The sequence below is a fragment of the Leucobacter edaphi genome (genome assembly GCF_016522535.1).
Taxonomy (GTDB): domain Bacteria; phylum Actinomycetota; class Actinomycetes; order Actinomycetales; family Microbacteriaceae; genus Leucobacter; species Leucobacter edaphi.
In genome coordinates, this window is sequence record NZ_JAEHOI010000002.1 from 207894 (window position 1) to 229567 (window position 21674).

Here is a 21674-nt window from a genome sequence, read left to right on the forward strand (position 1 = left end):
GGGAGACGCTTGACAGGATTGTTCAATAATCCGTATCGTCTCCTGCATGACTCAGCGCAGAGCCCACGTGTTCCTCTCCGCGATCGCCGTTCTGGTGCTCGCGTTCCTCGCGGTCGTCAATCCGCTCGCACCGGCGAGCCAGGGGCGTGCCGCTGAACCGGAGAAGCTGCGCATCGGCTCAGACCTCACCTACCCGCCGTACGCCTATCTCACGGGCGATGAGCCGAGCGGCTTCGACCCCGAGTTCATGCGTGCGCTCGCGAAGGAAATCGGCCGCACCCCGGAGTTCGTCGATACCCGGTTCGAGCAGCTCATCACGAGCCTGCAATCCGGTCACTTCGACGTGGTCGCCTCGGCCCTCTACATCACCGAGGAGCGGGCTGGGAAAGTCGACTTCATCCCGTACTTCATGACCGGGAACTCGATCGTGACGTCCGCCACGGGCACACCCCTCACGAACCCGGCGGCGCTGTGCGGCCGGAGCGTCGCGGTGATCAAGGGGGCCGACGTCGCAACCAAGCTCCGCGGCGAGGCGAGTGACGCCTGCGCGAAGGACGGCAAGGGGGCGATCGACGTCCGTGACTTCACCGCGGACACCGAGGGGACGCAGGCGCTCCTCGCCGGGCAGGTGGACGCGCAGGTTACGGACGGCGCGGTCGCCAAGTCCGCCGTCGACTCCTCGAACGGCCGGCTCGCGATCACGAGCGACGAGCTCCTCTTCCCGGTTCCGGTCGGCATCGCGGTCGCCAAGGGCGATGAGGCGCTCGCGAAGGAACTCACGGCAGGGCTCGACCAGATGCGGGCCAACGGCAGCTACGAGGACCTGCTCGCGAAATACAATCTCGCGGAGCCCGATCCCGCCGCCGTCACGAAGGCGCTCGGAAAGTACGCCGAGACCGGCGGCTCATCCGCCAAGAACAGCGGCGGCTTCACCTTCGACTGGGGATACTTCTTCAGTCTCTTCGCGCACAAGGACTTCTGGACCGCGACGGTCACGGTGCTCGCGCTGTCGGCGCTCGCGTGGTCGATCTCGACGGTGCTCGGCATGGTGGTGGCGCTCGGGAGGCAGTCGCGGTCGCGCATCCTGCGCGGGGTGCTCGGCGTCTACGTGTGGTTCTTCCGCGCGCTCCCGCTCCTGGTCCTCCTGATCTTCGTCTACAACGCCCCGCAGGTCATCCCCGAGCTCAGGGTGCTCATCGGCTCCCCGTTCATGGCGGGCCTCATCGCCCTCGTCCTGTCCGAGACCGCCTACATCTCCGAGATTCATCGCGGGGGCCTGTCGGCCGTCGCCGGCGGCCAGGGCGAGGCGGGCCGCGCGCTCGGTATTCCGCTCGGCGGCGTGCAGCGGAGGATCGTGATCCCGCAGGCCTTCCGGGTGGCGCTGCCTGCGCTCGGCAACGAGCTCGTCACGATCATCAAGCTGACCTCGCTCGTGTCGGCGATCTCCCTGACCGAGATCCTGCTCGTCGGGCAGCGCCTCTACACGCAGAACTTCAAGGTCCTGGAGACCCTGCTCGCGGTGGGCGTCTTCTACGTCATGATCGTCACGGTGTTCGACCAGGCACTCAAGCTCCTCGAGCGCCGGCTCGATGTGCAGCGGCGCGGTCAGCGCGCGAAGCTCGGCGCAGCGACCGCGGCGATCGACGTGATTCCGCAGCCCGAGGCCCGCGTCGGAACCCCGCACGCGGGGGAGCCCGTGCTCAGCGTCCGCGACGAGCGGAAGTCGTACGGCGATACCGAGGTCCTCAAGGGCATCGACCTCGACGTGCACCGCGGCGAGGTCGTCGCGATCATCGGGCCGTCGGGATCCGGCAAGACGACCCTGATCCGGACCCTGAACGCGATGGAGAGCATCGACAGCGGCGATGTGCTGTTCCACGGCGAGCCCGTCGGCTACGTCCGCGGCGCAGACGGCGGGATCAAGCCAGCGCCCGATCGCGCGCTGGCGAAGACCCGGGCGAGGGTCGGCATGGTGTTCCAGCAGTTCAACCTCTTCCCCCACAAGACCGTGCGGGAGAACGTCACCTTCGCGCCCGACTACCTGCGGCCGGCTGATCGCGCCGCCCACGCGGCCGAGGCCGATCTGCTGCTCGCGAAGGTCGGCATGGAGGCCCACGCCGACAAGTATCCGCATCAGCTCTCGGGCGGTCAGCAGCAGCGCGTGGCGATCGCGCGGGCGCTCGCCATGGATCCGGAGGTGCTCCTGTTCGACGAGCCGACGAGCGCGCTCGATCCGGAGCTCGTCGACGAGGTGCTGCGCGTCATGACCGACCTTGCGGCCGAGGGACTCACGATGGTCGTCGTGACCCACGAGATGCGATTCGCGCGCGAGGTGGCCGACTGGGTGGTATTCATGGACCAGGGCCGTATCGTCGAAGAAGGGCCGGCGGCGGAGGTCTTCGACGCCCCGGAGCAGGACCGCACGAGGAAGTTCCTCAGCCGGGTGCGCGCCGCGCAGTAAGCGAAGGGAAGCGAGAACATGACCACGATCGATCTGAACAGCGACCTCGGTGAATCATTCGGCAACTACACCTTTGGAGACGACGCCGCGGTGCTCGAATCGGTCTCGAGCGCGAACGTCGCCTGCGGGTTCCACGCCGGCGACCCGCGCGGAATCCGGATCACCTGCCGCGCGGCCGTCGCCTCCGGCACGACGATCGGGGCGCACCCCGGCTATCACGACCTCGCCGGTTTCGGCCGCCGCTTCATCGACATGGACCCGGGGGAGCTCACCGACGAGGTGATCTATCAGATCGGCGCGCTGCAGGCCATTGCGCGGAGCGCCGGGGGCGAGGTCCGCTACGTCAAGCCGCACGGCGGGCTCTACAACACGATCGCCGTTCACGAGGGGCAGGCGCGGGCCGTCGTCCGGGCAATGACCGAGCTCGCCCCTGAGCTGCCGCTCATGGTGCTCCCCGGATCGGTCGTCGAGCGCGTCGCGCGCGAGGCCGGCCTCCGCACGGTCGCGGAAGCCTTCGCCGATCGGGCATACGTGGCGGACGGAACACTCGTGAAGCGCGGTACGTCCGGAGCGATCCTCGATCCCGACGCGGCGGTCGCCCAGGCCGTGCGCTTCGCCACGGAGGGCCGCGTCCGCGCCATCGACGGAACCGAACTCGAGATCGCGCCGGACAGTATCTGCCTGCACGGCGATAACCCCGCGGCGATCGAGCTCGCCAGACGGATCCGCGCCGGCCTCGAGGCCGCCGGCGTGCGGATCGAGAGCTTCGCCTAGGTGACCGTGCGGATCCGCGACGTCGGCGACCGGGCGCTCCTCGTGGAGCTTCCGGGGCTCGACGACGTGCTCGGCCTCGCCGCCGCGCTCCGGGCCGCCCCTCCCGACGGCGTCATCGACATCGTTCCCGCGACGACGACCGTGCTCGTCACGTTCTCGGGGCGCGCGGCGGCACGGGCGGCGGCCGAGACGATTCCGCGGATCCGGATCGCGCCAGACGCCGCGCGCCGGGGCGCCGCGGCGGTCGTGATCGACACGGTCTACGACGGGCCGGATCTGCGCGCAACCGCCGAGCTCCTCGGGCTGTCGACGGAAGCGCTCGTGGCCGCGCACTCCGGAAGCGACTGGATCGCGGCCTTCGGCGGCTTCGCGCCCGGATTCGCCTATCTGACCGGGGGAGATCCGCGCCTCGCCGTGCCCAGGCTGAGCACCCCGCGGACGGCGGTCCCCGCGGGATCCGTCGCGATCGCCGGGGGATTCTCCGCGGTCTATCCCGGAGAGTCGCCTGGCGGCTGGCGCCTCCTCGGACGAACGGAAGCGCGCCTGTGGGACACAGCGCGGGAGGCCCCCGCGCTGATCGAACCGGGGGCGAGCGTCCGCTTCCGGCCGATCCGGGACACGGCAACGGCGGGGGTATCGGCGGAGACTGCTGGCCGTGCCGGAAGCGCAGGGCCCGGCGACGGCGATGCGGCCGGGCGCCCTGACGCCGCCGCGCCGGCGCTCACGATCATCGACCCCGGGTTCCTCGCGCTCGTCGAGGACGGCGGCAGGCCCGGTCGTGCGGCGATCGGGGTGACCGGATCAGGGGCGCTGGACCGCGGGGCGCTGGCGCGCGCAAACGCGGCCGCCGGAAATCCCGCTCACGCCGCAGGAATCGAGTCCCTGAACGGCGGCATCACGATCGAGGCGAACGCCCCGATCGTGGTCGCCGTTGCTGGCGCCCCCGGCCCAATCGAGCGTCGGGGCGCGACAGACGGGAGCCCCGCATGGGAACCGGCCGAGGCCGAAACCTCGATCCCGCTCGCAGCGGGCGAGCGACTCCGTCTCGGCGCCCCCGAAACGGGCCTGCGCAGATATCTCGCGGTCCGCGGCGGCATTCTCGGGCGGAGGGAGCTCGGCTCCGCGGCGCACGACAGCCTGTCAGGGATGGGCACCCCGCCGCTCGCGCGCGGCGCCCGGCTCGCGATCGGTGCGGCCGGAGAGGGGACCGCGCCGGAAACCGCGCCGGAAACTTCACCCGGCCGTGAGCCGGCCCCCGCACCCGACGGAACCGAGCCGCACGTGCTGCGCTACGTCCCCGGCCCCCGCGACGACTGGTTCGCCGAGGCCTCGCGCAGCGGTTTCGGCGCGCGCGAGTGGGTCGCGACCGCGCAATCCAACCGCATCGGCGTGCGGCTCGCGACAGCGAACGCCGAGCCGCCGCTCGAGCGCGCACGCGACGGCGAACTCCCCACGGAGGGAACCGTCGCGGGCTCGATCCAGATCCCGCCGAGCGGGCTCCCCGTGCTGTTCCTCGCCGACAGGCCCGTGACCGGCGGATATCCCGTGATCGGCACCGTCATCGACGCGGATCTGGACCGCGCGGCTCAGGTCCGGCCGGGGGAGCGGATCCGCTTCCAGCCCGTCGACCCCGATCGCATCGCGCCCCTGGAACGGGGCGCAGGCGGCGCGCGCGAGCGGCCGCACGCGGTCCCGCTCACGCTCGAGGCCGACGGCCGCAGAATCGGAGTCACGATCCCTGGCGCGCTCGCCGCAGCACTGGACCGCCTGATCAGCGAGGCGTCAGCGGACACCGCCGAGTCGACGATCGCCGCGTTCCTCGAGCCGATCGTCCGGGAGTCCCTGCTCGCGAGCGACTAGGATAGGGGACCGTGTCGAACACCAATCCGATCTCCCAGGAAGCGGCCGACGCGGCCGTCGCCGCGGCGCTCGCCGCATACGCCGGAGCGGCATCGCTCGCAGAGCTGAAGACCGCGCGCACCGAGCACGCGGGCGAGGGCTCAGCGATCGCCAAGCTCAACGCGCTCATGCGCGAGGTCCCCAAAGACGAGAAAGCCGCGACCGGCAAGCTCATGGGGCAGGCCCGCGGCCGGATCGAGAGCGCCTACAAGGGACGCGAGCGGGAGCTCGCCGAGCAGGAGGCGCGCGAGCGGCTCGTCGCCGAAACGGTCGACGTGACCGAGGCACCCGTGCGCCGCCGCGCCGGCACCCGCCACCCCCTCGCCCAGCTCCAGGACGAGGCCTCCGACATCTTCATCGGCATGGGCTGGGAGATCGCGGAGGGCCCCGAGATCGAGCACGAGTGGTTCAACTTCGACGCCCTCGGCTTCGATCCCGATCACCCCGCGCGCGCCATGCAGGACACCTTCTTCGTGGAGCCCGCCGACCGGCACCTCCTGCTCCGCACGCACACCTCACCCGTGCAGATCCGCAGCCTCCTGAACCGGGAACTCCCCGTGTACGTCGTCGCTCCCGGCCGCGTCTACCGCACCGACGAGCTCGACGCCACGCACACCCCCGTCTTCCAGCAGATCGAGGGCCTCGCGATCGATCGCGGCCTCACGATGGCGCACCTGCGCGGCACGCTCGAGCACTTCGCGCGCCAGATGTTCGGCGAGGAGGCGAAGATCCGCCTGCGCCCGAACTTCTTCCCGTTCACGGAGCCGTCCGCCGAGATGGACGTGTGGCAGCCGAACGCGAAGGGCGGCGCGCGCTGGGTCGAGTGGGGCGGCTGCGGCATGGTCGACCCGAACGTGCTCGCCGCGGCCGGCATCGACCCCGAGGAGTTCCAGGGCTTCGCCTTCGGCATGGGCATCGAGCGGACGCTGCAGTTCCGCAACGACATCAACGATATGAGGGACATGGTTGAGGGCGATGTGCGCTTCAACCGTCAGTTCGGAGGACTGGTCTAATGCGCGTACCGCTCAGCTGGCTCGGCGAGTTCGTCGAGCTCCCCGAGGGCGTCACCCCGGAGCAGGTCCACGCCGATCTCGTGCGCGTGGGCTTTGAGGAAGAATCGATCCGCCGCTTCGACATTTCCGGCCCGATCGTGGTCGGCGAGGTCCTCTCCCGCGAGCCCGAGGAGCACTCCAACGGCAAGACGGTGAACTGGTGCCAGGTGCGGGTCGCTCCGGAGGGGCAGCTCGCTGCGGACGGCGGCGCCGATGTGCGCGGCATCGTCTGCGGGGCCCACAACTTCGACGCGGGCGATCGCGTGGTCGTCACGCTGCCCGGAGCCGTGCTGCCCGGCGGCTTCGAGATCGCGGCGCGCAAGACCTACGGTCACGTCTCGGACGGCATGATCGCCTCGGCCCGCGAGCTCACCCTCGGCGAGGATCACGACGGCATCATCGTGCTCACGCGGCTGGGCCTCGACCCCGAGGTGGGCGAGGACGCGAAGGCGCTGCTCGGCCTCGACCAGACGGCCGTCGAGATCAATGTCACCCCGGATCGCGGCTATGCGTTCTCGACTCGCGGGGTGGCCCGCGAGTACGGCCACTCGACGGGAGCGGCGTTCCGTGATCCCGCGGCGATCGACACGGCCTCAGCTGCCGGATTCCCCGTCGCGATCGAGGACGACGCCCCGATCCGCGGCCGCGCGGGCGCGAGCGGCTTTATCGCGCGCGTCGTCCGCGGGATCGACGCGACCCGTCCGACGCCGGCCTGGATGGTCGCCCGCCTGCAGCTCGCGGGCATCCGCGCGCTCTCGCTGCCCGTCGACATCTCGAACTACGTCATGCTCGAGCTCGGCAATCCGCTGCACGCCTACGACCTCGCGAAGCTGACGGGCGGGATCACCGTCCGCCGCGCCCGCGCGGGCGAGACCCTCGTCACGCTCGACGAGCAGGAGCGCACGCTGGATCCCGAGGATCTCCTGATCGCCGACGAGTCCGGCCCGATCGGCCTGGCCGGCGTGATGGGCGGCCAGTCCACGAAGACGAGCGACGAGACGACCGACGTGCTCGTCGAGGCAGCCACCTTCGATCCCGTCTCGATCGCCCGCACCGCGCGCCGCCACCGCCTCCCGAGCGAGGCGTCGAAGCGCTTCGAGCGCGGCGTCGACCCGCTCGTCGCCCGCGCGGCCGCGCAGCGCATGGTCGAGCTGCTCGTCGAGCTCGGCGGCGGAACGGCCGACGAGCTCGGCGCCGAGATCGTGGCCGAGTGGGACGCGCCGGAGATCACGCTGCCGCTCAGCCGCATCAACGGCCTGCTCGGCGCGGACTACACCGACGCCGAGGCGCGGGCCGCGATCGAGATGATCGGCTGCGAGATCCGTTCGGACGCCGACGGCGTGCTCGTCGTCGTGCCGCCGAGCTGGCGCAGCGACCTGTCGCGCCCGGCCGATCTGGTCGAGGAGGTCGCCCGGATCGTCGGCTACGACCGCATCCCCTCCGTGCTTCCCGTCGCGCCAGCCGGCCGCGGGCTGAGCCGCGCGCAGCGTCTGCGCCGTCGCGCCGCGAACGTTATTACCGCCGCGGGCCTCGACGAGGTGCAGAACTACCCGTTCGTGTCGCAGGATCAGCTCGACGCCTTCGGATCGGGCGCGGAGCCCGTGAGCGACGAAGTCTCCGAGGCCGCCGCCGCGGCGAGCGAGGCGGGAGAGGACGAGTCGGGCGCCCCGCAGCCGGGCCGCGCCGTGAAGGTCGCCAACCCGCTCGACGGCGCAGCCCCCTTCCTCCGCCGCTCGCTGCTGCCCGGCCTCGTGACTGCGGCTCAGCGCAACGTGTCGCGCGGCATGACCGACCTCTCGCTCGTCGAGTTCGGCGCGGTGTTCGAGGCGCGCGGCGAGCTCGGCACCGCCGAGGTCCCGCCGCTCGCCGAGCGCCCGAGCGCGGAGAAGCTCGCGGAGCTCGACGCCTCGATTCCGCACCAGCCGCTCCGCGCTGCCGGCCTCATGCTCGGCGCCGCGGTCGAGAAGCAGCCGGGCGAGGCCGAGCGCGAGCTCGACTGGGCCGACGCACTCGACGCCGCCCGCACCGTCGCCGGAGCGGTGTCGGTCGATCTGGTCGTCACGCAGGGCGCGCACCGCGCGTTCCATCCCGGCCGGACGGCCGAGCTGGGCGTGCGCATCGAGGACGGCGTCGAGGTCGTCGGCGTGGCCGGCGAGCTGCTTCCCGAGCTGGTCGCCGCGCACCACCTGCCCGGCCGCGTCGCCGCGTTCGAGCTCGACCTCGACCGCCTCATCGAGCTCGCCCCGCGCGAACCGGAGACGGCGCCGCTGTCGGGGTATCCGGCGGCGACGCAGGACCTCACCCTCGTGGTCGATGCCGGGATCCCGGCCGGCGACGTGCTCGCGGTCGTGGTCGCGGGCGCGGGCGAGCTGCTTGAGGACGCCCGCATCGTCGACGACTACCGCGGCCAGGGCATCGCGGAGGGCGAGAAGGCGCTGACCTTCGCGCTCCGATTCCGCGCGCAGGACCGCACGCTCAAGGCGGAGGAGGCGAGCGAGTCGAAGCTCGCGGGCGTCGCCGCCGCCGAACTCGCGTTCGGAGCGAAGCTCCGCGACTGACGCGTCACCGAGCCGAGGAGGCACCCGCATGGCCGGCCCGATTCCCTACCTGCTGTTCCCCGGGAACGCCGCCGAGGCGCTCGCGCGCTATCGCGAGATCTTTGGCGGCGACCTGGAGACGCACAGTTTCCAGGAGTTCGGGCGGGCGGACGGGCCGCCCGACTCGGTCGCGCACGGGACGCTCGCTGGCGGCTCCGTCACCGTGTTCGCCGCCGACGCCGGCGCCGACGAGGACGCGCTCCAGATGGCGGGCATGTTCCTGGCGCTGCTGGGCGCGGGGGACGCCGATACGACGCGCGGCTGGTGGGACGCGCTCTCCCGCGGCGCGCGGATTCTCGATCCGCTGCAGGAGCGCGAGTGGGGCGCGTGGGACGGCCAGCTCGTCGACGAGTTCGGCGTGCGCTGGCTGCTCGGCTGGGAGGGCTGATCCCTGCTGGGACCGCTGTACTCTGTGGGGACCGCTGAACCTGCGAGGACCGGCCGCGGCGAACCGCTGGCGAGCCCCCGCCGGGCCCGGATCCGGCTGGAGGCTAGTCCTGAGCCGGGCCCCCGCTGATCATCCAGGGCACTCCGAAGCGATCCGAGAGCATCCCGAAGGTGTCGCCCCACGGGGCCTTCTCGAACGGCTGCTGGATGTGCGTCGCGCTCTCGGCCAGCGCGGTCCAGATCGCGGTGAGCCGTTCCAGGTCGTCACCGGACACGCAGACCGACGATCCGGGCGTGGAAGCGTCGGGCACCTCCTGCATCGAAGCCGGGTAGTCCGCCGCCATGAGCGTGAGGCCGTCTTCGGTCTCGAGCTGACCGTGCATGATGAGGGTGCTCTCGCTGGGATCGCCCATCATCCCGGGGATCGCGTCGTACTGCATCAGGTTGAGGGTGCCGCCGAGCACGGAGTGGTAGAACTCGAGCGCCTCGCGCGCCGTGCCGTGGAAGTTGAGGTAGGGGTTCAGCAGGACGGTCATGTGAGCTCTTTCTCTCTTGCTGACGATCATCGGGGAACTCCCGGTCGCACCTCATATTCTGCGCCCGGATCGGAGCACGGCGCCAGTGAACCGCGTGACTTTCTGTGAAACACCCAGGTGGATCGGGTTTCCTCCCGGAGGCCCCGTCGAATCGGTTGTTTCTCGCTGCTGATCGGCGGATACTGAAACCGTGGGGGTCGCTGCCGCGGTCCGCTCGACGAGAGGACGCGAAATGCAGGATCAGCGGATTTTCCCGAATATCTGGTGCAACGGCAACGCGGAGGAGGCGGGCGAGTTCTACGCCGCCGCCATCCCGAGAACCGTGAGCGTCGTCGAGGCGCGGTATCCGAGCGAGGGACTGCTCGATTTCCAGCGCGACATGGCGGGCAAGGCGCTCACGGTCGCGGTGACGATCGGCGACACGCTCGTGCGCCTCATCAACGCCGGGCCGGAGTTCCGTCCGAACCCCTCGATTTCGTTCATCCTGAACTTCGATCCGCTCGACTTCGGTGGCGACGTCGCCGCGGCGCGCGCCTCGCTCGATGTGACGTGGGCCGCCCTCTCGGCGGGCGGCGAGGTGCTCATGCCGCTGGGGGAGTACCCGTTCAGCGCCCATTACGGCTGGGTGCAGGATCGCTATGGGGTGAGCTGGCAGCTCATGCTCACGAAGCCGGAGGGCGATCCGCGCCCGTTTGTCGTGCCCTCGCTGCTGTTCTCCGGCGCGGCCCAGAACCGCGCGGCGGAGGCGATCGATCGGTACGTCGCGCTCCTCGGGCCGGATGCCGCGGCTGGCCATCGCTTCCCGTACGGAGCGGCCACGGGGCCGGCGACGCCGGAGGCCATCATGTTCGGGGAGTTCCGGGTCGGTGATCAGTGGATCTCCGCGATGGACTCGGGAGTCGAGATGGATGCGCCGTTCACGAACGGGGTCTCGCTCCAGGTGAACTGCGCCGATCAGGCGGAGATCGATCGGCTCTGGGACGCCCTGTCCGCGGTGCCCGAGGCCGAGCAGTGCGGCTGGCTCGTCGATCCCTTCGGCGTGAGCTGGCAGATCGTCCCCGCCAACATGGGCGAGCTGATGCAGCGGCCGAACGCCTACGAGCACATGATGGGGATGAAGAAGCTCGTCATCGCGGACTTCTAACGGACCGTATACATTCACGCCGTATTTACGGCGAATTCTTGCCTCTCTGCGTGTTTGTGTATACGCTGCAGGTGTCGAGAGGGGCAGCATGCGGGCGAGTGACCGAGCGTACGCCGCGCTCGTCGAGGAGATCCACACGGGATCCCTCGCCCCGGGCGCCGTGATCGCCGAGGTCGAGCAGGCGGAGCGGCTCGGCGTGAGCCGCACCCCGATGCGCGAGGCCATCGGCCGGCTGCTCGCCGACGGTCTCGTGCGGCAGCACTCGCCGCGCGTGCTCGTCGTGTCGGACTTCGCCGCCTCCGACATCCGCCACCTCTTCGAGGTCCGGCGCGCGCTCGAGGAGACCGCCGCGCGGATCGCGGCCCAGCGGGGCGACCGCGCGGAGTTCGCGCGCCTTGCCGAGGAGTTCGCGGCCTCGAAGCCCGGCACCGAGCGGGAGACCGACAGCTACTACTCCCTGATCGCGCGATACGACGAGGCGGTCGGCCGAGCGGCGGGGAACGCGTTCCTCAGCCAGGCCCTTCGCGGGGTGCGCACGCACCTCGCCCGCGCGCGCCGGATCGCCCGCGATCACCCCGAGCGGCTCGCGGCCTCCGTCGCCGAGCACGCCACGATCGCCCGCGCGATCGCCGCGGGAGACAGCGAACTCGCGGCGCACGCCACCCACGTCCACCTGAGCAACGCGCTCGATTCGATCCTCGCGACCCTCGGGGCCGCGGAACCGGAAGGAACCCGATGACCGTCACGCATCACGTCCGCGTCCACCGCAGCGAGGAAGAGCTGCCGCGCGAGGGCCAGCTCGCCTGGAAGATCGCCGAGGTCGCGACCGATCCCGTCGCACTCGATGCCGCGGTCGTGGACATGATCATCAACCGCGTGATCGACAATGCCGCGGTTGCAGCGGCCTCCCTCGCCCGCGGCCCGATCGTCGCGGCCCGCGCGCAGGCGCTCACGCACCCGGTGTCGACCGGCGGCGCTGGCGCCTCGATCTTCGGGCTCGACCGCGAGCGCACGAGCCCCGAGTGGGCGGCGTGGGCGAACGGCGTCGCGGTGCGCGAGCTCGACTACCACGACACGTTCCTCGCGGCCGAGTACTCCCACCCGGGCGACAACATTCCGCCGATCCTGGCGGTCGCCCAGCACGTCGGAGCCGACGGGGCGGCGCTCGCCCGCGGCATCGCGACCGGATACGAGATCCAGATGGATCTCGTGCGCGCGATCTGCCTGCACCGGCACAAGATCGACCACGTCGCGCACCTCGGCCCCTCGGCCGCGGCGGGAATCGGCACGATGCTCGGGCTCGGCACGGAGGTGATCGCGCAGGCGGTGTCGCAGGCGCTCCACACCACGACGGCGACGCGCCAGAGCCGCAAGGGCGAGATCTCCACGTGGAAGGCGCACGCCCCGGCGTTCGCGGGGAAGATGGCAGTCGAGGCCGTGGACCGGGCGATGCGCGGCCAGACCTCGCCGAGCCCGATCTACGAGGGCGAGGACGGCGTGATCGCGTGGCTCCTCGACGGGCCGGAGGCCACGTACGAGGTCCCCCTTCCGGCGCCGGGCGAGGCGAAGCGCGCGATCCTCGATTCCTACACGAAGGAGCACTCGGCCGAGTACCAGGCGCAGGCCTGGATCGATCTCGCCCGCAAACTGCACGGCGAGCATCCCGAGCTCGCCGATCCCGCGAACGTCGAACGGATCGTGCTGCACACGAGCCATCACACGCACTTCGTCATCGGATCCGGGGCGAACGATCCGCAGAAATACGATCCGAAGGCCTCGCGCGAGACCCTGGATCACTCGATCCCGTACATCTTCGCCGTCGCGCTGCAGGACGGCGGCTGGCACCACGTCGACTCCTACACCCCCGAGCGGGCCGGACGCCCCGACACGGTCGCCCTGTGGCACAGGGTCACGACGGCCGAGGACCCGGAGTGGACGCGCCGCTACCACTCGGAGGACCCCGACGAGAAGGCGTTCGGCGGCCGCGTCGAGATCGAGCTCGCGAACGGCGAGACGATCGTCGACGAGATCGCCGTCGCCGACGCGCACCCGCTCGGCGCGCGACCGTTCGCGCGCCCCGACTACATCCGCAAGTTCCGCACGCTCGCGGAACCCGTGCTGGCCCCGGAGGAGATCGACCGCTTCCTCGCGCTCGCGGAGCGGCTCCCCGAGCTCACGGCCGAGGAGGTGCGCGAGCTGAACTTCACCGCGCTCCCCGGCGTCATCGACCTCGCCTCCGCGCCGAAGGGACTGTTCTGATGCTGTATTCGAAGACGACCCCGGCCGAGAAGCGCCGCCTCTTCCGTGAGCGACTCGCGAGCGGCCAGATCCAGCGCTTCCCCGGTGCGTTCAACCCGCTGTCGGCGAAGCTCATCGAGCGCAAGGGCTTCGACGGGGTCTACATCTCGGGCGCGGTGCTCTCCGCCGACCTCGGGCTCCCCGACATCGGCCTCACCACCCTGACCGAGGTCGCCGGGCGCGCGCAGCAGATCGCGCGCGTCACCGAGCTGCCCGCGATCGTCGACGCCGACACCGGCTTCGGCGAGCCCATGAACGTGGCACGCACCATCCAGACGCTCGAGGATGCCGAGCTCGCCGGTACCCACATCGAGGACCAGGTGAACCCGAAGCGCTGCGGCCACCTCGACGGCAAGTCGGTCGTGGACCTCGGCACGGCAGCGCAGCGGATCCGCGCGGCCGTCGACGCGCGCCGAGACCCGAACTTCCTGATCATGGCCCGCACTGACGTTCGCGCGGTGGAGGGACTCGAGGCCTCGCTCGACCGGGCGCGTGCCCTCGTCGACGCGGGCGCCGACGCGATCTTCCCCGAGGCGATGCGCACGCTCGACGAGTTCGCGGCGATGCGGGCGGCGGTCGACGTGCCGATCCTCGCCAACATGACCGAGTTCGGGAAGAGCGAGCTGTTCACCACGCAGCAGCTCGCCGACGTCGGCGTGAACCTCGTGATCTGGCCCGTCTCCATGCTGCGGATCGCGATGGGGGCGACCGATCGGGCCCTCGACACGCTCCTCGAGGAGGGGCGGCTCACCTCGAAGCTCGACGAGATGCAGCACCGCGCCGAGCTCTACGAGCTCGTCGACTACGAGGCCTACAACCGATTCGACTCGAACGTCTTCAACTTCGAGGTGCAGCGCACGCGCGCTGCGGACTGACCCGCGAGCGGGGCGGCCGCCGATCCGGTTGCCGCCCCGCTCGCACCGACCGAGCACCACCCGACGCGAAGGAGCGACCATGGGAGAGACCGAGATCAAGAAGGGCCTCGCCGGGGTCGTCGTGGACACGACGGCCATCTCGAAGGTGAACCCCGAGACCAACAGCCTGCTCTACCGCGGGTATCCCGTGCAGGAGCTCGCGGCCGGCCAGCCCTTCGAGGCGGTCGCCTACCTCCTGTGGAACGGCGAACTGCCCGATCCGGAGCAGCTCGCCGAGTTCGAGCGCCGCGAGCGCTCGCTCCGCCAGCTCGCGCCCGGCACGATCGAGCTGCTCGACCGGATGCCGCGCGACGCGCACCCGATGGACCTCCTCCGCACGGTCGTGAGCCGCATCGGGGCGCTCGACGCGACGATGCTGGATCAGGCGTCCTGGACCGATCCCGATGCTGATCTGCGCCGCGCCACCGAGCTGCTCGCCCAGATCCCCACGATCATCGCCGCGATCCAGCGCGGGCGCAGGGGCCAGGATCCGATCGCGCCGCGCGAGGATCTCGACTACGCGCGCAACTTCCTGTGGATGACCTTCGGCGAGCTGCCGTCGGACGCGGCCGTCGACGCGTTCCGGGTGTCGCTCATCCTCTACGCCGAGCACTCCTTCAACGCCTCGACGTTCACGGCGCGGGTGATCGCCTCGACCACCTCCGATCTCTACTCGGCCGTCGTCGGGGCGATCGGCGCGCTGAAGGGGCCGCTGCACGGCGGCGCCAACGAGGCCGTGATGCACATCATCGACGAGATCGGCGCCCCCGAGAACGTCGCGCCGTGGCTCGACGCGGCGCTCGCGAAGAAACGCAAGATCATGGGCTTCGGGCATCGCGTCTACAAGCGGGGCGACTCCCGCGTTCCCACGATGGACGCCGCACTGCAGCGGCTGTTCGCGGAGGGTGGCGCGGACGTCGCTGCGCTGCAGGGCGTCTACACAGAACTGGAGCGCGAGTTCGTGTCCAGGAAGGGCATCTACCCGAATCTCGACTACCCGTCGGGACCGGCGTACCGCCTGCTCGGCTTCGACACGGAGATCTTCACGCCGCTGTTCGTCGCGGCGCGGATCGTCGGCTGGACCGCCCACATCAGGGAGCAGGCCGCGTCGAACGCCCTGATCAGGCCCCTGTCCGCATACGACGGCCCCGACGAGCGGCACCTCGGGGATAGCCTGGGGTGAGCGGGCGCGAGCAGCCCGGGCCCGGAATCGAAGAGGAGACCATGAGCGAGACCACCTGCATCACGACGGCCGTTGACGGACGCGTCGCCACGATCACCCTGAACCGTCCCGAGGCGCTCAACGCGCTCAACTCCACGCTCGTGACCGAGCTCATCGAGGCCGCCCTCGCCTACGACGCCGACCCGGGGATCGGCTGCATCGTGATCACGGGCTCGGCCAAGGCGTTCGCCGCGGGCGCCGACATCAAGGAGATGGTCGATCAGAGCTACACGGACATGCTCACGGGCGGGCCGTTCCCCGGCTGGGGCGGCTTCGAGCGGATGCGCACGCCGGTGATCGCGGCCGTGGCGGGCTTCGCGCTCGGCGGGGGCTGCGAGCTCGCGATGATGTGCGACTTCATCCTCGCCGCGGACACCGCGAAGTTCGGCCAGCCCGAGATCAACCTCGGGATCCTGCCCGGGTTCGGCGGCTCCCAGCGACTGCCGCGCGCCGTCGGCAAGGCGAAGGCCGCCGAGATGGTGCTCACCGGGCGCATGATGGGCGCTGAGGAGGCGGAGCGATCCGGCCTCGTGGCGCGCGTCGTGCCCGCGGACGAGCTCCTCGCCGAGGCGGCGAAGGTCGCCGCGACGATCGCCTCGAAGTCGCTCCCCGCGGTCTACGCAGCGAAGGACGCGCTGCAGGCTGCCCAGGAAATGCCGCTCGCCGAGGGGCTCCGCTTCGAGCGGCAGGCCTTCGCCGCCGCCTTCGCGACCGCTGATCAGGAAGAGGGGATGCGGGCCTTCGCCGAGAAGCGCGCGCCCGAGTTCACGCACCGCTAGAGCGCCGGTGGCCGGCCGCGGTATAGCCGCTGCGCTGCGGTGGTGGCGCGGCGGCTGCCGTCGCGGCGGGCCGTGGCGAGGCCGTCGTGCACAGGCCCGGCACCGCGCAGGAATCGCGCGAATCATCCACGGTTCCGGGCCGTCGGCGCCCCGCGTGCCGCGAGGTGCCAGAATAGACGGGTCGGCCGATTCAGAGAAGGGGAGCGTCGATGGCGTTCAGCGTTGCGGTAGCCGGGGCGAGCGGGTATGCCGGGGGAGAGCTGCTGCGGCTGCTCGCGGAGCACCCCGAGTTCGAGATCCGCACGGTGACCGGGCACTCTTCGGCAGGGCGTCCGCTCATCGAGTCCCAGCCCCACCTGCGCTCCCTCGCGGGCCTCACGCTGCAGGAGACCACCCCAGAAGTGCTTGACGGTCACGACATCGTCTTCTTCGCGCTCCCGCACGGCGCCTCGGGCGAGCTGACCGCGCAGCTGCGCAACGTTCGTCTCGCCGTCGACTGCGGGGCCGATCATCGCCTCAGGGACGCCGCAGACTGGGAGGCGTTCTACGGCGGCGAGCACCACGAGGCGTGGAGCTACGGTGTTCCCGAACTCCTGGTCAGGGCCGCGGACGGGGGTGTGACGCGGCAGCGCGAGGCGCTCGTGGGCGCCGATCGGATCGCGGCCCCCGGCTGCAACGCCTCCACCGTGGCGCTGTCGCTCGCCCCGGGCATCGCCGCCGGGGTCATCGAACCCGGCGATCTGGTCTCGGTGCTCGCGGTTGGCCCCTCGGGCGCCGGCAAGGCGGCGAAAACCCACCTGCTCGGCGCGGAGCTCATGGGCACCGCCAACCCGTACGCGGTCGGCGGCACGCACCGCCACATCCCCGAGATCATCCAGTCCCTCAGGGCGGCCGGTGCCGCCGCGGCGCCCACGCTGAGCTTCACCCCGGTGCTCGTTCCCATGAGCCGCGGGATTCTCGCGACCACCACCGCACGGATCGTGCCCGGCACGCCCGCCGCGCGGGTGCGCGAGGCGTGGGAGTCGGCATACGCCGACGAGCCGTTCGTGCACGTGCTCCCCGAGGGCGTGTTCCCGCGCACCGCCGACACGATCGGCGCGAACACCTGCCTCATGGGCCTCGCGATCGACGAGGCCGCGGGCCGTGTCGTCATCGTTGCCGCCCTCGACAACCTCGCCAAGGGAACCGCTGGCGCTGCGATCCAATCGGCGAACATCGCCCTCGGCCTTCCCGAGACCACGGGCCTCAGCGTGAACGGCGTCGCCCCGTAGGGCGCGCAGAAAGGACCGCATCGTGACCGTCACGACCCCAGCAGGATTCCGCTCGGCAGGCATCGCCGTCGGACTCAAGTCCACCGGCAAGCCCGATCTCGCGCTCGTCGTCAACGACGGACCGGAGCGCGCGAGCGCCGTGGTCTTCACCTCGAACCGCGCCCAGGCCAACCCCATCCTGTGGAGCCGCAAGGTCGCCGCGGAGGGCGCGGCGCGCGCCGTCGTGCTGAACTCCGGGGGAGCGAACTGCTTCACCGGAGACTTCGGCTACGAGACGACGCGGCTCACCGCCGAGGCCGTCGCCTCCGCGCTCACCGCCGAGGGCGGGGACACCGTCGACGCCGAGGCCGTGCTCGTCTGCTCGACCGGCCTCATCGGCGCCGGTGATCAGGCATTCCGGGACAAGATTGTGAATAACGTTCCCGCGCTCGCTGCCGCGCTCGCAGCCGATGACACAACGGCGCCCGCCGCGATCCTCACCACCGACTCGGTCGAGAAGACGGCGGTGCACGAGGGTGCTGGCTGGACGATCGGCGCGATGGCCAAGGGGGCCGGGATGCTCGCGCCCGGCCTCGCGACGATGCTCGTCGTCATCACCACCGACGCGTTGCTCGACGACGAGGCCCTTGACCGTGCGCTCCGCCGCGCAACGGACGTGAGCTTCGACCGCCTCGACTCCGACGGCTGCATGTCCACGAACGATCAGGTCACGCTCCTGGCGTCGGGGGCGTCCGGCGTCACCCCCGATGAGAACGAGTTCGCCGTCGCACTCGCCGGGGTCTGCGAAGACCTCTCCGCGCAGCTCCAGGCTGACGCGGAGGGCGCGAGCCACGACATCGACATCGAGGTGCGCGGCGCCGCGAGCGTCGAGGACGCCGTCGAGGTGGGCCGCTCCGTGGCTCGAAACAACCTGTTCAAGGCCGCAATCTTTGGCAATGACCCGAACTGGGGGCGCGTGCTCGCGGCGATCGGCACGACGGACGCAGCGTTCGATCCGTATCAGGTCGACGTCTCCTTCAACGGCGTCCGCCTGTGTCACGCCGGCGGCCCCGACCGGCCCGTGACGGAGTGCGACCTCACGCCGCGCCGCACGCGCGTGGAGATCGAGCTGTTCGCCGGCACCCACGCCGCCACCATCCGCACGAACGATCTCACGCACGACTACGTGCACGAGAACAGCGCCTACTCGAGCTAGGAGCAGCATGACAACGACGGCCTCGACCCTCGACCACGATCAGGCAGCTGCGAAAGCCCAGGTGCTCATCGAGTCGCTCCCGTGGCTCAAGAAGTTCCGTGACGCGATCATGGTGATCAAGTTCGGGGGCAACGCCATGGTCGACGAGGCGCTGCTCGCGGCCTTCGCCGAGGACGTCGTGTACCTCCGCCACACCGGCATCCGGCCCGTCATCGTGCACGGCGGAGGCCCGCAGATCAGCGAGATGCTCGGCAAGCTCGGCATCGAGAGCGAGTTCAAGGGCGGATACCGGGTCACGACCCCGGAGGCGATGAGCGTGGTGCGCATGGTACTCACCGGCAAAGTGAACCCTGAGCTCGTCGACCAGATCAACGCCCACGGCCCGCTCGCCGCTGGCACGACGGGGGAGGACGCCGGCCTGTTCATCGGCCGCCGCCGGGCTCCCATTGACATCGAGGGCGAGCAGATCGACCTCGGCCTCGTCGGCGACGTCGTCGACGTGCGCGTCGAACCGGTGCTCGCCCTGCTCGAGGCCGGTCTGATCCCCGTCGTCTCCTCGATCGCTCCCGACGCCGACCGCCCGGGGGACTCGCTCAACGTGAACGCCGACGCCGCGGCCTCCGCGCTCGCCGTCGCGCTCGGCGCGGAGAAGCTCGTGATCCTGACCGATGTTGCCGGCCTCTACGCCAACTGGCCCGACCGGGACTCGCTCGTGTCGTCGATCTCCAGCCCCGACCTCGAAGCGCTCCTCCCGGAGCTCGAGTCCGGGATGATCCCCAAGATGCGGGCCTGCCTCGACGCCGTGCAGGGCGGCGTTCCGAAGGCCGCGATCATCGACGGTCGCGAGCCGCACTCGGTGCTGCTCGAGATCTTCACCGAGCGCGGCATCGGCACCGAGGTCACCCCGTAGCCAGCGCCATCCGCCAGTGGATGTGTCAGCGGGCCTCGCAGCGCTCGGCCTGCTGAGCTTCGCGATCGCGTCGGCCGGGCTCGCCGCGCACGATGTGCGCCACGGCACCATCCCGAACAGGGGCGTCGTCGCAGCCCTCGCCATCACGGCCGGCCTCACCGGGGCCGCCATCATCGCGCACGGCGCGGCCACGGGGGAGTGGACCGGTCCAGAACCGGCCGCGACCGGGGGCGCAGCCGCCGCGTGGCCCTCACCGGCACCCGCGCTGCCCTGGCTTGCCGAGACCTTCGGGGCCGCCCTGGCGTGCTTCGCGGGCGCGCTCGCGCTCTGGCTCGCCGCGCCCGGACACCTCGGCGGCGGCGACGTCAAAGCCGCACCCCTTGCTGGGCTCGCCCTCGGATTCGCGACGGGCTGGCCCGGCGTCCTCTGGGGCATGCTGCTCGCCGCCGCCATCGCCGCCGTCATCGCCGCCCTCCGGGGGATCGCGCGGCGGCGCGTGCGGGCCCCGCGCGGTGCCGGCGCGGGGCCGGCCGCCCGCGCGCTCCCGTTCGCCCCGGCGCTGTTCGGGGGAGCGTGGCTCGTGCTCGTCGTCGACGCCGGGATGCTCCTCGCCCGCGTTTCTCCGTGAAGATGCCCCGATCCCGCAAGCAATCGACCGCTTCGGGACGCGCGCGATCCCGGCCGACTCCTGACGCGCCAACGGCGCGGCGCAGCAGACCCCGTCCGCAAGAGTAGGATGAAACGGACCGGGAGCCCCAGGAGGCTCCACCCGAGTGAAAGGCGGGCATCTTGACCTATGTGATCGCGCTCCCGTGCGTCGACGTGAAGGATCGCGCCTGCGTCGACGAATGCCCCGTGGACTGCATCTACGAGGGCGAGCGCTCGCTCTACATCCACCCCGACGAGTGCGTCGACTGCGGAGCCTGCGAGCCCGTGTGCCCCGTCGAGGCGATCTACTACGAGGATGATCTGCCGAGCGAGTGGTCCGACTACTACAAGGCCAACGTCGAGTTCTTCGACGAGATCGGCTCACCAGGCGGCGCGGCGAAGACCGGCGTCTACGATTTCGACCACCCCATCATCGCGGCGCTCCCGCCGCAGGGCGAATAACGTGCGGGGGCCGCTGCCCGACTACCCCTGGGACGCGATGCAGCCGTACGCCGAGCGTGCGGCCCGCCACGACGGCGGAGCGCTCAATCTCTCCGTCGGGTCACCCGTCGATCCGAGCCCTGCCGGAGTGCGCGAGGCACTCGCGGCGGCGACCGACGCCCACGCGTACCCGGCCACGGCCGGAACCCCGAAGCTACGCGAGGCGATCGCGGACTGGTACCGGAGGCGGCGCGGCGTCACCGTCGCGCCCGACGCCGTGCTGCCCACGGTCGGCTCGAAGGAGCTCGTCGCGCTGCTCCCGATGCTGCTCGGTCTGGGACCGGGCGACGCCGTGGTCTTCCCGCGGATCGCGTACCCGAGCTATGCGATGGGCGCCGCCCTCGTCGGGGCCGAGGCCGTCGCCGAGGACGATCCGGCCAACTGGCCCGAGAACGCCCGTCTGATCTGGGTCAACTCACCATCGAACCCCGACGGGCGCGTGCTCGACGTCGCCGCGCTCCGCCGCGCGGTCGATCGCGCGCGAGAGCTCGGGGCCGTGATCGCGGGAGACGAGTGCTACGCCGAGTTCGGCTGGGATTCCCCCTGGGATGCCGAGCCGATCCCGTCGATCCTCGATCCCCGGGTCACCGGCGCGGACCACACCGGCGTGCTCGGCGTCTACTCGCTGAGCAAGCAGTCGAATCTCGCTGGCTACCGCGCCGCGTTCCTCGCGGGCGACCCCGAGCTTGTTGCGCGCCTGCTCACCGTCCGTAAGCACGCGGGGCTCATGCTTCCCGCGCCGGTGCAGGCCGCGATGCTCGCGGCGCTCGCGGACGAATCGCACGTCGCCGAGCAGCGCGAGCGCTATCGGGCGCGTCGGGGCGTGCTGCGTCCCGCGCTCGAGGCCGCTGGGTTCCGGATCGAGGGCAGCGAGGCGGGCCTGTACCTCTGGGCCACGCGCGACGAGGACGCCTGGGAGAGCATCGACCGCCTCGCCGGGCTCGGGATCGTGGCCGGCCCCGGACACTTCTACGGGGATCACTCGCCGCGCCACGTCAGGCTCGCGCTCACCGCGAGCGACGACGCGATCGCGGAGGCCGCCGAGCGGCTCCGATCCTCCGTCTGATCGAGCGGCCCACCGCGTCA

General features: G+C 71.2%; 19 protein-coding genes. 18 read left to right on the forward strand and 1 reads right to left on the reverse strand.

Translation table 11 applies throughout. The features are described from left to right. Nucleotides 1–46: 46 nt before the first annotated feature. From JD292_RS12360 to JD292_RS02360, 6 genes are read left to right on the forward strand one after another with little or no spacing between them, the layout of a single operon-like run. Nucleotides 47–2461 carry an ABC transporter permease subunit gene (locus tag JD292_RS12360; protein WP_304599280.1) on the forward strand — a complete coding sequence of 805 codons (2415 nt, stop codon included), beginning with the start codon at nt 47–49 and terminating at the stop codon, nt 2459–2461. 18 nt (nt 2462–2479) lie between these two features. Further along, nucleotides 2480–3235, forward strand: coding sequence for a LamB/YcsF family protein (locus JD292_RS02340; protein WP_200131124.1), 756 nt, complete (start codon nt 2480–2482; stop codon nt 3233–3235). Further along, nucleotides 3236–5095: a 5-oxoprolinase subunit B/C family protein gene (locus JD292_RS02345; RefSeq protein ID WP_200131125.1), complete on the forward strand. Its 1860-nt coding sequence runs from the start codon at nt 3236–3238 to the stop codon at nt 5093–5095. An 11-nt stretch (nt 5096–5106) separates the two neighbouring features. Beyond that, nucleotides 5107–6147 carry a phenylalanine--tRNA ligase subunit alpha gene (gene pheS, locus JD292_RS02350; RefSeq protein WP_200131126.1) on the forward strand — a complete coding sequence of 347 codons (1041 nt, stop codon included), beginning with the start codon at nt 5107–5109 and terminating at the stop codon, nt 6145–6147. Then, nucleotides 6147–8744, forward strand: coding sequence for a phenylalanine--tRNA ligase subunit beta (gene pheT / locus JD292_RS02355; RefSeq protein WP_200131127.1), 2598 nt, complete (start codon nt 6147–6149; stop codon nt 8742–8744). The genes pheS and pheT overlap by 1 nt, the downstream gene beginning before the upstream one ends. Before the next feature lie 28 nt (nt 8745–8772). Next, nucleotides 8773–9171: a VOC family protein gene (locus tag JD292_RS02360; RefSeq protein WP_200131128.1), complete on the forward strand. Its 399-nt coding sequence runs from the start codon at nt 8773–8775 to the stop codon at nt 9169–9171. 103 nt (nt 9172–9274) lie between these two features. Here the strand turns inward: JD292_RS02360 and JD292_RS02365 are convergent, their stop codons facing one another. Next, nucleotides 9275–9706: a VOC family protein gene (locus tag JD292_RS02365; protein WP_200131129.1), complete on the reverse strand. Its 432-nt coding sequence runs from the start codon at nt 9704–9706 to the stop codon at nt 9275–9277. A 232-nt stretch (nt 9707–9938) separates the two neighbouring features. Here JD292_RS02365 and JD292_RS02370 point away from each other — a divergent pair, with 232 nt between their 5' ends. From JD292_RS02370 to dapC, 12 genes are all read left to right on the forward strand, one after another. Further along, on the forward strand, nt 9939–10850 hold the full coding sequence (locus JD292_RS02370; RefSeq protein WP_200131130.1) for a VOC family protein: 912 nt from the start codon (nt 9939–9941) through the stop codon (nt 10848–10850). An 88-nt stretch (nt 10851–10938) separates the two neighbouring features. After that, nucleotides 10939–11589, forward strand: a complete 651-nt coding sequence (locus JD292_RS02375) for a GntR family transcriptional regulator (RefSeq protein ID WP_200131131.1) — start codon at nt 10939–10941, stop codon at nt 11587–11589. Further along, nucleotides 11586–13109, forward strand: a complete 1524-nt coding sequence (locus JD292_RS02380; protein WP_200131132.1) for an MmgE/PrpD family protein — start codon at nt 11586–11588, stop codon at nt 13107–13109. Before JD292_RS02375 ends, JD292_RS02380 begins: the two co-directional genes overlap by 4 nt. Next, entirely contained in the window at nt 13109–14023 is a 915-nt protein-coding gene (gene prpB / locus JD292_RS02385) for a methylisocitrate lyase (protein WP_200131133.1), read from the forward strand. The genes JD292_RS02380 and prpB overlap by 1 nt, the downstream gene beginning before the upstream one ends. 79 nt (nt 14024–14102) lie before the next feature. After that, nucleotides 14103–15245 carry a bifunctional 2-methylcitrate synthase/citrate synthase gene (locus tag JD292_RS02390; protein WP_200131134.1) on the forward strand — a complete coding sequence of 381 codons (1143 nt, stop codon included), beginning with the start codon at nt 14103–14105 and terminating at the stop codon, nt 15243–15245. Between the two features lie 41 nt (nt 15246–15286). Continuing rightward, entirely contained in the window at nt 15287–16063 is a 777-nt protein-coding gene (locus tag JD292_RS02395) for an enoyl-CoA hydratase-related protein (protein WP_200131135.1), read from the forward strand. Nucleotides 16064–16272: 209 nt separating this feature from the next. Then, entirely contained in the window at nt 16273–17334 is a 1062-nt protein-coding gene (gene argC, locus JD292_RS02400) for an N-acetyl-gamma-glutamyl-phosphate reductase (RefSeq protein ID WP_200131136.1), read from the forward strand. Nucleotides 17335–17356: 22 nt separating this feature from the next. Then, the gene (argJ, locus tag JD292_RS02405) at nt 17357–18529 is read left to right on the forward strand and encodes a bifunctional glutamate N-acetyltransferase/amino-acid acetyltransferase ArgJ (protein ID WP_200131137.1); all 1173 of its coding nucleotides are present in this window, start codon (nt 17357–17359) and stop codon (nt 18527–18529) included. A 7-nt stretch (nt 18530–18536) separates the two neighbouring features. Next, nucleotides 18537–19439, forward strand: a complete 903-nt coding sequence (argB, locus tag JD292_RS02410; RefSeq protein WP_200131138.1) for an acetylglutamate kinase — start codon at nt 18537–18539, stop codon at nt 19437–19439. A 16-nt stretch (nt 19440–19455) separates the two neighbouring features. After that, entirely contained in the window at nt 19456–20067 is a 612-nt protein-coding gene (locus tag JD292_RS02415) for a hypothetical protein (protein WP_200131139.1), read from the forward strand. Nucleotides 20068–20228: 161 nt separating this feature from the next. After that, nucleotides 20229–20549 carry a ferredoxin gene (fdxA, locus tag JD292_RS02420; RefSeq protein WP_200131140.1) on the forward strand — a complete coding sequence of 107 codons (321 nt, stop codon included), beginning with the start codon at nt 20229–20231 and terminating at the stop codon, nt 20547–20549. 1 nt (nt 20550) lies between these two features. Next, nucleotides 20551–21654, forward strand: a complete 1104-nt coding sequence (gene dapC, locus JD292_RS02425) for a succinyldiaminopimelate transaminase (RefSeq protein WP_200131141.1) — start codon at nt 20551–20553, stop codon at nt 21652–21654. Nucleotides 21655–21674 lie beyond the last annotated feature (20 nt).

Coding starts and splice junctions, on each gene's coding strand:
- pheT (WP_200131127.1), top strand. CDS start 6,147: ATGCGCGTACCGCTCAGCTGGCTCGGCGAGTTCGTCGAGCTCCCCGAG.
- JD292_RS02370 (WP_200131130.1), top strand. CDS start 9,939: ATGCAGGATCAGCGGATTTTCCCGAATATCTGGTGCAACGGCAACGCG.
- JD292_RS02340 (WP_200131124.1), top strand. CDS start 2,480: ATGACCACGATCGATCTGAACAGCGACCTCGGTGAATCATTCGGCAAC.
- argB (WP_200131138.1), top strand. CDS start 18,537: ATGACAACGACGGCCTCGACCCTCGACCACGATCAGGCAGCTGCGAAA.
- JD292_RS02395 (WP_200131135.1), top strand. CDS start 15,287: ATGAGCGAGACCACCTGCATCACGACGGCCGTTGACGGACGCGTCGCC.
- JD292_RS02380 (WP_200131132.1), top strand. CDS start 11,586: ATGACCGTCACGCATCACGTCCGCGTCCACCGCAGCGAGGAAGAGCTG.
- JD292_RS12360 (WP_304599280.1), top strand. CDS start 47: ATGACTCAGCGCAGAGCCCACGTGTTCCTCTCCGCGATCGCCGTTCTG.
- JD292_RS02390 (WP_200131134.1), top strand. CDS start 14,103: ATGGGAGAGACCGAGATCAAGAAGGGCCTCGCCGGGGTCGTCGTGGAC.
- JD292_RS02365 (WP_200131129.1), bottom strand. CDS start 9,706: ATGACCGTCCTGCTGAACCCCTACCTCAACTTCCACGGCACGGCGCGC.
- JD292_RS02360 (WP_200131128.1), top strand. CDS start 8,773: ATGGCCGGCCCGATTCCCTACCTGCTGTTCCCCGGGAACGCCGCCGAG.
- JD292_RS02375 (WP_200131131.1), top strand. CDS start 10,939: ATGCGGGCGAGTGACCGAGCGTACGCCGCGCTCGTCGAGGAGATCCAC.
- prpB (WP_200131133.1), top strand. CDS start 13,109: ATGCTGTATTCGAAGACGACCCCGGCCGAGAAGCGCCGCCTCTTCCGT.
- argC (WP_200131136.1), top strand. CDS start 16,273: ATGGCGTTCAGCGTTGCGGTAGCCGGGGCGAGCGGGTATGCCGGGGGA.